This is a genomic window from Aminobacter sp. P4_H6_2, assembly GCF_056400805.1.
In genome coordinates this window covers 1-8,360 of the sequence record NZ_JBFUKO010000204.1, presented here as the reverse complement: position 1 = coordinate 8,360, position 8,360 = coordinate 1, and the positions used below count along the sequence as shown (strand labels likewise).

The following is an 8,360-nucleotide window of genomic DNA, read 5'->3' as shown; positions in this document are numbered from 1 at the left end:
GCAGGGGCCGCTGTCTTTGCTTCGGGGCGACGGAAGAAATCAAAAATGCTCATCCATCACACCATCAAAAGGCCGCGAGTTTCGTAGACGGACGGACCGCCCGACGCCTCGGGGTTGAGGAACATCAACATTGCCGCATTGAAGAGCGCCATCAGGGGGTCAATCTTCGCCGCGCCCGAAACTTCCTTGGTCACGACGTAGTTGCTGCCTCGCAGCGTCTGCTTGGCGTTCCCGACCGACCACGCCATGATGGCTTGGTCGCCATGCAGGAAACGTCGATCCTCAAGTTTCAACGGCACCGATGCGATGGCGGTCTGAAGCTTCCACCCCTGCGCAACGGCTTGCACAAGCGGCTGCTCTAGATTCCGCTCTTCGAGCGCATCCAAAAGCAGCGCTATACCAGCGCTATCGAGGCCGATGCCTGCGGCCTCAGGCAAAAGGCCGCTGTCAGCAACAAGGCGGCAAATGTCGGCGGCCGATGCGGCTTGCTCTTCACCCGTCTTCGAGATGATGAGGTCGCCATCTCGTTCAAACTCGCGCAGGAACGCGGCAATTCCTTTTCGCTGTTCGAAAACAGTTGGCCGCGCCCACGCCCTTCCCCAGCCAAGCCAGCGTTTGGTGGTTGTCTCGCGACCGATCACGTAGATGGCAGCGAGATCGTCAGCGCCACCCCAATCAATGCCGATCGTGCACACTTCGGAGCGCTGCAGGAGGCTATCGAGACCAGTCAGGCTGCTATCCGCGCACGTCTCCCAATGGGGAGCACCGGACCAGCCGTCACCACCCAGGCCGACACCGATTTCGATGTTCAGATGCTGGCTGGCCCAAATCTGCTCGGCTTCTTTGTTGACCTTGCCGTTGTTCTCGTAGTCGTCGGCCAGGCGCTGCGGGTCGATCGACAGACCAAGGTTGGGCAGGATGTGCTTCCAGTTTCGGCGATCGCGCCAGAAGTCCTGATTGCGCTGTAGCTCCACTGGAAACTCATAGAGGACCGGCAGAAGGATCGGAGACCTGCCGCCCTTGCCGTCGCGGATCTTCCTCGCCTTGTCGAGTTCGTTCTTCCAGATGCCAGACGGTGCCTCGTCGGATTGCGTCGTGATCATCAAAACCTGACCACCCTGCATCGTGATTCCACCACCGCGAATCTGCTGCATGACGGCCGCTGCCTTGGCCTTCTTGCCGAGCTCGTGCACCTCATCGATGATCGTTAGGATTGGGATTTCGCCCGTCACGATGGTGGTGTCGAAGCTCTTAACGTCCAGCTTGGTGCCGGTTTTGCTCCGGGTGATCCTTTTCAGGTGATCCTGTAAATTGAAAATGGCATCGAGCCGCGTATCGAGCCTGATCATGCCCTGCGCCTGGCCGAAGCATCGCTCTGAAATGTTCTGGCTCGGAGCCACAAGCATCATCTGGCGATTTGGAGCCTCCTCGACGAATAACGCCGTGAGGCCGAGCCCGGCGACGTAGGTCGTTTTCGAATTCTTCTTCGGCACCATGCATAGCAGTTCCCAAACAAGCCGCTGTTTGGTGTCTGGGTCTTCGCTCGCCAAGAAGGCGACTACGATGTCGCGGAACCATTGCCCGCACGCCTCGGCCAGCGTCGGGTTTCCCGGAACGTCCGGCAGGCGGAGACGATTAAAGAACGCCACGGACTTCGCAGCCTTGGCCTCATTTACCGGCACGTCGGCCATAGGCGTGTCGCCCGCTTGAATCTTCTCCCACCAGTCCGGGCAGGCGAAGCGCGGCAGTTCGTCAGCTATGGAGAGCATGCTGCGCTGCTTCGAGTTCGAGCTCGGCCATCAAATTCGCATCGGCGTCCATGGCGCGTTGCTTGTCGACCACCTTCTTGCCTGGCCGCTCCGGTTGACCGGGTTCGTCGGGTTTCCGCTGGCCCATCTGGCGCTCGATCTCCATGCGGTCGCTGCGATCCAGCAGCTTGCCGAACTCCTTGAACGCTCCGACGTTGCCGGCCTCGGCCATGTCCCAAGCCATCTCGAAGCGGCGCAGCTCGAGTCGATCGCGAGCAACCTCGCGCTGCCGCAGCTCGTAAAAATAATGCTTGTGCAAGGTCGGCAGCGTGACGCCCATCGCCGCCGATATTCGCGGATTGGTCCAGCCCAGCGCCACTAACATGCTGACTCTGTTGCGAGTTTTCGGCGTAACGTCATGAGGCGGCCGACCGCGCTTGGCCGGACGCTCCACAAAGGGATTGCCGAACAGGTCAAAATTCTCAGTCGACACGAAAAAAATCCCTGAATGAGGGGGACGCGGGTACGGGCTGAGAGGGGTCGCTAGACATTCGACCCACCCCCCGCCTCGGCAGTCAGCGGTGCGCCCGCTCCTGCTTCTGCTTCTCGCTGTCGTGGTAGAGCTTGCTGACCGTCTGGAGATTGCGCTCTGACCAGAACAGATGCTCATCACCACGATGGGGCATGATGTGGTCGACGACAGCGCTGTTGTCCGCTGGATACTTGCCGATGCACAGCACGCCAGTCTGCTTGCACGTGTAGTTGTCTCGCAGCAGGATCTGCTGCCGAAGCTTGTACCAGCGAGCAGTCTTGTACCAGGCGCGCCACGTCACCGTTGCGTCACGCTGGCGCAGCCGCTCTTTCTCGTCGCCGGGTGCATACCCGATGCGAGGTACCAGCGCAGCGATGCGCGGCTTCAGGCTGGTCAGCCTTGCCATGTCGGGTTTGCTCTCTTCGGGGTATGCGTCGCCATTGCGGTGAAACTGTCGGCGTCTTGCCATCTGCTTCACCTGGGGCCGATGGCGCGGTCCACCTTGCGGCGTGCGACTCTTTCGGCTCGTCCTAGGTGAGATTCGCTAATCCAGTTTCGTGACTTGTGCAAGATCGAGGTCAATAGGCACGGGACGGCCAAAGATGCCGGTTTCAACTCTGATCCTATCAGTCTCTCCAACCATCAAAACAACCGCTTCGAAAGACGCGAATGGGCCATTGTCAATCATCACCTTATCACCCACCAACAAGGCATTGGTGAGCACCGCAATGGCCTTAGGGTCCTTCTCAATCTTCACCTGCAACTTAGTGATTTCACTAGCAGATATTGGTTCAGGCCGCTCCGCTCCACCTATCGGACCAACAACGCCATCTATGGTCTGAAGGCCAGCCCATGTGTTGGGGCACGCCACCACCTTGACGAACAGGTAGCCAGGAAAGGCAGGCACATCCACCGCCTCCAACTTCTGGTATTTGCGCTTGCCTCGGCGCTTTGCATCCACCTTCAGGACCAACATGCAGTGCTCAACGTTGGCATCCTCCAAAGCCTTATCAACAGCTTTGTCCATGCCGTTTTCGATGCGAAGCACATACCAACGCGCCTCCGGACCATCCATTCCGGCCGCTGCCAGCATCGCCTGCTCGCGGCGCGACAGCGCGATTCGCCTGTCGCTCTTCTGCCAAGCACGATCAACGTTGATCGGCTCGCCTTTCTGGTCGAGCCATACGCGGTCACTCTCACTCAGCTGCTTCCCGCGTACCGCCATCATCGCTCTTTCCCTCGTCTCGAATTGCCTGCTCGAACCTTCCCAATCCTTCCGGTCCACCGACCGGGAAGAACACCACCGGCTGCTTGCCCGGTGACGGCAACCATGGCCACCGTCGCAGCTCGAATGCTGCTTGCCATGCCTGCCAAGTCTTCAGGCCGACGGGCACCGCCTCCATGAGTTGGGCCACAGGTTCGAAGCCTACAGGTGCGGTAAGCGTCCGCCCCTCGCCTGCCGCTTTGTCCAGACGCGAGACCTCGGGAAAGCCATTGGTCATGACGTGATCCCACCAGATGCGTTCCTCGAAATCGTCAGGAAACAGCAGCTCGCCGGCCGCACCGATATCGTGTCCCATCTTGCGATAGGTGGCTTCAGCCTTGGCGGCGCCGAGCATTTCGCGAGAAGCCTGGTAACTCGCCTCGCGCTTGGCGCGCGTCATGTTAGGCTCGCCGAGCTCGACCGGCCCGTCGAGCAGTGCCCGGAAGCGGAGAGACGACCATGCCGGCCCGAACGGGCGAACCTCGCGGTTTGCCGGCTTGGTAACAGCCGCCGCCGCTTCGGGCAGTTTTTCCCAGCGATATTCACGAAGATACACGGCGAAGGAACATACCTTCGTGCGGCCAGTCGCCTTCGATGCCGTCACATACCGCTCGGCACCGGCGACAGCCGCATCACGCTCCTGGACCGACAAGGTCGCCCAGACGTCGAAGGCCTGCGGCTCGCTGTCCGATATCGCAGTCGGCCAAGCCATGAACGCCCGTTTGAACGCCCTGACTACTGCCCTGTGATCTTCCTGCCCCTCTCGGCCGCGCTCTCTCTCAAACTGAGATTCAGGAATTACTAGATTATCAGTACTTACTAGTGCCGCATTTACCGGCGCCGGTTTTTCCGTCGACGGATTCACCGGCGCCGGGTTTTCAGTCTGCGGTAAGAATGCAACACTTTTGTCGGCGCCGTTGATTTCGCACGCTTCTTTCGGTTCATCGAAGATCACCAGGGCCAACTTGGCAAACCGGCCTTCGTCGCGTTGCTGGTCTTTCTCGGCATAGCCTTGCTCGACCAGTTCGTTGATCATCCGGCGCGCCTTGTCGCGTCCGCAGGCTCCCTTCTTGGCGATGTCGCCCATGCGCACGGTCCAGTTATCGGGCTTGGAAAGCAGGTAGCCGAGCAGCCACCGCGCCTCCATGGAAAGCCGGATGTCTTCGAACACATGGTTCGGCAAGGTGGTGTAGCGGGCATTGCGAACGCCTCGCCTGATCGTGGCTTCTTCGCTCATCGTCCTGCCTTCCGCCATGCCGCATAGGCGTCGCGCAGCTGCCGCCACGCCTGCGCAGCCTGGCCGCCGTCATTGAGTTGTTTTCGCGAGGTGACGCCGCACAGCGACCGCACCTTCTGTGCCGCGCGATCCGGCATCAGAGGTCGTTCCAGCCCGTGTTCCGCTTCGAGGAAGGCAAGGAACACCGGCTCCTGGCATTTCATCGCCGCTTCGGCCGCAAAGTCCTTGGGCTGGGCCTGCGGCTCGCCCTTTGCGGCGCCGCGCCGGTCGCGCTGGTGCAGGGCCGGGTCGATCTCGCGCAGCCGCTTCATGGCGCGGTCAAGCAGGCGCAGCAGGAAGCGCACCGTTGCCGGCGCATCTGTCACAAACCCCATTTCTTCGACGGTTGCCTTAGGGTCGAACCGGAGCACAGGCAACAACTCGCCCATCGGTCCGCGCGCCTCGACAAAATAGCCGTCGGCATCGTGCACGTTGGTCCATTCGCCAGGCTCGATTGCCTCTACGCTGGCACGCACTGCAAGTAGCCGCATGGCATCGGGGGAAAGTTGCTGGTTCATGCAACCGTCCTTCCGCTAGCGCGATGGGTCGGATGGAACTCACGCCGTCCATATGGCTCAAGGAAACCGACTTCCCGCCACGCGAGATCGCCTCGGTGCCTGACGCCGTCGAATTCCTCAAAGCTTGGCCTCGCGACAAGCGTAATCCGTTCTTCGATCTGGCCGAGAACGCCATGCAGTCGGCGATAAATGGTTCGATCTCGTTGGATGAAGCTCGCGAAGCCTTTGAGGGCTTCTGCAAAGAGGCTGGGATACTGGCCGAGCCGGCAACAGGGTGAAAGCCACATTGAGGTGACGAACCGGTCAGCATTCGTTCCCATCCCGCCCCGGTTCATTTCCCCTCCCTGCGCATTTTGCGGGCGGCATCGGCCGTCAAGCCGAGCAGCGTCCCTATTTCGTGGTCGGAAATGCCGGGGCATGCGTTGGCGATGCCGCGCACGGCCTCGCTCTGGGCGACCTGGGCAAGATCGTGATGCACACGGCCAACGATGACGGCGAGCGGCAGGCCGTGCCGGTCGGCGGCGTCGCGCATCGCTCGCAAAGCACGCTGGCCGTTCAGCTCCAGCGCGGAGAAGTCGGGCAGACGGGAAAGCAGCGCCTCGGCCTCGGCGCGAGCATGGGTGAAGATGTCTTCAACCTCGCGATTGGCGAGTTCGAACCGTGCACGCGCGCGCCTTTCGGCATCGTCCATCAGCTCGGCCAGCCGCCGCGCTTCGCGCTTGCCCAGCGCCCGTCGCGCGAAGGCCGAATTGATGCCGGAACGATTGACTGGCGCGTGAGTCGGCAGGTCTTTGGGGCGCGCCGTCATGCCGGCACCCCGGCAAACTCGACAAAGGCGGCGCGAGCTTCCGAAAACAGCACCCGCTGATGCCGCCCGTCAGGACCGCGCACGGCATGCCATTCGGCCCGCCGGATCGCGATGAACTCCTCGCCCAACTCGAACCCGACAAGCCTGCAAGCCTTCTCGAACACCTCGCGATGCCGCATCAGGATGACATCGGGCACGACTAGCAGGATGCGCGCCCGTGCCTCATCGCTCTCGGCGTCGAGCATCTGCCGGATGATCGGCAGCTGTTGATTGGCGTCGCTCATGCCGCTCTCGCTTGCAAAAGCGAGGGCGGGTCGCCTATTTCTCCGAGAGGGGGAGTGTCATGGACAATTTCGACAAGTTTCTGCGCAATGAGAACATGTGGTTCAAGGCAGCGGTTGGCACCGCCGTCCTGGTATTCGCCACGGTAATCATTGGCACACTCGTATCGCTTGCTGCCTCGGCCAACGCGGAGCACCGTGGCCAGCTGATCGACGTCGTCTACAAGCTTGGGCTTATTGGTGCCGGCCTGATCACGTTTTGCACTATTGCCTGGCGCGGCCTCATCGCCACACAGCAGGCCGAGATGCAGCGTCTCCAGATCGACAAGCTGGCTCAGCAGATCGCGGCTACCGAAGAAAACAACCTTGCTACGCTTCTGCAGAAAGGAGCCGAACTGATCGACGAGCAAAAGCCTGGGCACGTCTCCGCAGGGCTGGCTACGCTGCACGCGATTGTCACGGCGACAAACCCAAAGTTCGCTGTTGAGGCAATGAACTTGGTCGCTGACTATATCCAGAACAACCATAGTTCGTCGCACGACGGGGTGCACTTTGAGTCTGCAACTGCTGTGCTCGCCGCTGGCGCCGCAATCGGACGCCGATCCGATCGTCGACTTGTCTTCACTGCTGAACTTAAAGATGGCAACGAGCACCAGTTCTGGCGTCCGGTAGAGGGCGTGCAGAATGTCTACTATTATGATGGATTGGCTGGCCCCCATTTCCGCGATATGCGCACCAATGAGAACTGGGAATTTGTACGAGTTACGTGGAAATACTTTGGTGGTGAAATCGACAAGCGATTTGACCGATGCAAATTCGAAGGATGCAACATTTACAAAATAAATGTGTACTCTTGGAATAGAAACTCTTTTTTTAATTGTAATTTCTCCGGCGCGAAGATCGGCGGAAATACCACCCTTAACGACCTTCGCGGAAGCGGTAACTTCTTTGAATCCCCCTTTCCGCCGATGCGGAAATTGGAGACCGACTGGAGCCTCGTTCTGATCCAAAGAAATACACGGGGTCATGCCGCCACCTCGCCGGCTTCATAGCCCCATGCGTCCCAGCCAGGGCGGGGTTTGCGGCAGAACAGTTCCAGCCGTGCAATGCCGGGGTAAAGCTTTTCGATCTGCTCGGCATAGAAATCAGGCTTGGTCGAGTGCGGGCCCTTGCGCTCGTGGTACACGGTCTCCGGCTGAGTGCCGGGCAGCGGTGCAGCCACATCGCCGCGCCTGCCGATCAGCAGATGTTCGTGACAGTCGCGGCCCCAATAGCCGGTTCCGGCAACTTCCTTGTCCCAAACCCAATTGTGCACGTAGGTGAAGCCACAGGCCTGAAGCACGCGCGCGCCATCGAGCAGCATCGGGTTAGTCGCCCAGAGGAAGAACACGGCAGGCGTGTTGCCGCCGATCAGATCTGCCAAAAGCTCGCAAATCTCATCGGTCGTCATCGTCGGATAGTGATTTTCCGCGCTCTTTTCGCGGCCGGTAACTTCCGAATGGACGCCGAAGCGCCACGGCGGGTCGGCATAATAGACCGGATAGCAGCGGTCGAGCTTGCCCGGTGCAGTCGCCCTGCCCCGTTCGGCCACCATGTCCATATGCGCCAGGCGCACCGTGTGGCGCAGCTTCTGGCGCTCGACACGAATTTCCTTGGCGCGGCGCACGATATCGCGCTCTTCCTTGGCCAACACCTCGCGCTGCGCTTCGACCGCGAGTTGGGAGATTGCCTCGCCGGCGTGCACCGACACTCGCCCGTCGCGGATTGCCTCAACCAGCTCGACCGCTCCATGCTCGCGAATGCGCTTGGCCGCAATCACCGCACGTTCCGAGATCGACAGCTTTCGCGCCGCCTTTCGGGTCGGCAAATTTGCTGACCCGGCGGTGGCCTGGTTCATGCCCCGGTCCCAGTCAACGATCGATGCCGCGACAAG

11 protein-coding genes are annotated in these 8,360 nt (G+C 60.6%); 2 read left to right on the top strand and 9 right to left on the bottom strand.

What is annotated here, in order from left to right:
- Positions 1-56 precede the first annotated feature (56 nt).
- From AC1DUU_RS15795 to AC1DUU_RS15770, 6 genes are all read right to left on the bottom strand, one after another.
- Positions 57-1,769, bottom strand: coding sequence for a terminase TerL endonuclease subunit (locus AC1DUU_RS15795; RefSeq protein WP_476784354.1), 1,713 nt, complete (start codon positions 1,767-1,769; stop codon positions 57-59).
- On the bottom strand, positions 1,753-2,088 hold the full coding sequence (locus AC1DUU_RS15790) for a hypothetical protein (protein ID WP_476784353.1): 336 nt from the start codon (positions 2,086-2,088) through the stop codon (positions 1,753-1,755). The genes AC1DUU_RS15795 and AC1DUU_RS15790 overlap by 17 nt, the downstream gene beginning before the upstream one ends.
- A gap of 235 nt (positions 2,089-2,323) precedes the next feature.
- A complete protein-coding gene (locus AC1DUU_RS15785; protein ID WP_476784352.1) occupies positions 2,324-2,749 on the bottom strand; it encodes an HNH endonuclease in 426 nt (141 codons plus the stop codon).
- Positions 2,750-2,824: 75 nt separating this feature from the next.
- Positions 2,825-3,508 (bottom strand): transcription termination/antitermination protein NusG, encoded by a 684-nt coding sequence (nusG, locus tag AC1DUU_RS15780; RefSeq protein WP_476784351.1) that lies wholly within the window; start codon positions 3,506-3,508, stop codon positions 2,825-2,827.
- Complete coding sequence (locus tag AC1DUU_RS15775; protein WP_476784350.1) at positions 3,477-4,781, bottom strand: helix-turn-helix domain-containing protein; 1,305 nt, start codon at positions 4,779-4,781, stop codon at positions 3,477-3,479. Before AC1DUU_RS15775 ends, nusG begins: the two co-directional genes overlap by 32 nt.
- Positions 4,778-5,338 carry a hypothetical protein gene (locus tag AC1DUU_RS15770; protein ID WP_476784349.1) on the bottom strand — a complete coding sequence of 187 codons (561 nt, stop codon included), beginning with the start codon at positions 5,336-5,338 and terminating at the stop codon, positions 4,778-4,780. The genes AC1DUU_RS15775 and AC1DUU_RS15770 overlap by 4 nt, the downstream gene beginning before the upstream one ends.
- Before the next feature lie 32 nt (positions 5,339-5,370).
- On the opposite strand from AC1DUU_RS15770, the gene AC1DUU_RS15765 reads away from it, so the two are divergent.
- A complete protein-coding gene (locus AC1DUU_RS15765) occupies positions 5,371-5,616 on the top strand; it encodes a DUF982 domain-containing protein (protein ID WP_476784348.1) in 246 nt (81 codons plus the stop codon).
- A gap of 53 nt (positions 5,617-5,669) precedes the next feature.
- Here the strand turns inward: AC1DUU_RS15765 and AC1DUU_RS15760 are convergent, their stop codons facing one another.
- Both AC1DUU_RS15760 and AC1DUU_RS15755 read right to left on the bottom strand, forming a co-directional pair.
- A complete protein-coding gene (locus tag AC1DUU_RS15760) occupies positions 5,670-6,146 on the bottom strand; it encodes a hypothetical protein (RefSeq protein ID WP_476784347.1) in 477 nt (158 codons plus the stop codon).
- On the bottom strand, positions 6,143-6,430 hold the full coding sequence (locus tag AC1DUU_RS15755; RefSeq protein ID WP_476784346.1) for a hypothetical protein: 288 nt from the start codon (positions 6,428-6,430) through the stop codon (positions 6,143-6,145). The genes AC1DUU_RS15760 and AC1DUU_RS15755 overlap by 4 nt, the downstream gene beginning before the upstream one ends.
- A 59-nt stretch (positions 6,431-6,489) precedes the next feature.
- Here AC1DUU_RS15755 and AC1DUU_RS15750 point away from each other — a divergent pair, with 59 nt between their 5' ends.
- Complete coding sequence (locus AC1DUU_RS15750; RefSeq protein ID WP_476784345.1) at positions 6,490-7,479, top strand: hypothetical protein; 990 nt, start codon at positions 6,490-6,492, stop codon at positions 7,477-7,479.
- Here AC1DUU_RS15750 and AC1DUU_RS15745 read toward each other — a convergent pair.
- The coding region (locus AC1DUU_RS15745) for an MT-A70 family methyltransferase (protein ID WP_476784344.1) at positions 7,452-8,360 on the bottom strand (909 nt) is incomplete at its 5' end. The two genes, AC1DUU_RS15750 and AC1DUU_RS15745, sit on opposite strands and share 28 nt — an antisense overlap.

Coding starts and splice junctions, on each gene's coding strand:
- AC1DUU_RS15765 (WP_476784348.1), top strand. CDS start 5,371: ATGGAACTCACGCCGTCCATATGGCTCAAGGAAACCGACTTCCCGCCA.
- AC1DUU_RS15770 (WP_476784349.1), bottom strand. CDS start 5,338: ATGAACCAGCAACTTTCCCCCGATGCCATGCGGCTACTTGCAGTGCGT.
- AC1DUU_RS15790 (WP_476784353.1), bottom strand. CDS start 2,088: ATGGGCGTCACGCTGCCGACCTTGCACAAGCATTATTTTTACGAGCTG.
- AC1DUU_RS15775 (WP_476784350.1), bottom strand. CDS start 4,781: ATGAGCGAAGAAGCCACGATCAGGCGAGGCGTTCGCAATGCCCGCTAC.
- AC1DUU_RS15755 (WP_476784346.1), bottom strand. CDS start 6,430: ATGAGCGACGCCAATCAACAGCTGCCGATCATCCGGCAGATGCTCGAC.
- AC1DUU_RS15795 (WP_476784354.1), bottom strand. CDS start 1,769: ATGCTCTCCATAGCTGACGAACTGCCGCGCTTCGCCTGCCCGGACTGG.
- AC1DUU_RS15760 (WP_476784347.1), bottom strand. CDS start 6,146: ATGACGGCGCGCCCCAAAGACCTGCCGACTCACGCGCCAGTCAATCGT.
- AC1DUU_RS15785 (WP_476784352.1), bottom strand. CDS start 2,749: ATGGCAAGACGCCGACAGTTTCACCGCAATGGCGACGCATACCCCGAA.
- AC1DUU_RS15750 (WP_476784345.1), top strand. CDS start 6,490: ATGGACAATTTCGACAAGTTTCTGCGCAATGAGAACATGTGGTTCAAG.
- nusG (WP_476784351.1), bottom strand. CDS start 3,508: ATGATGGCGGTACGCGGGAAGCAGCTGAGTGAGAGTGACCGCGTATGG.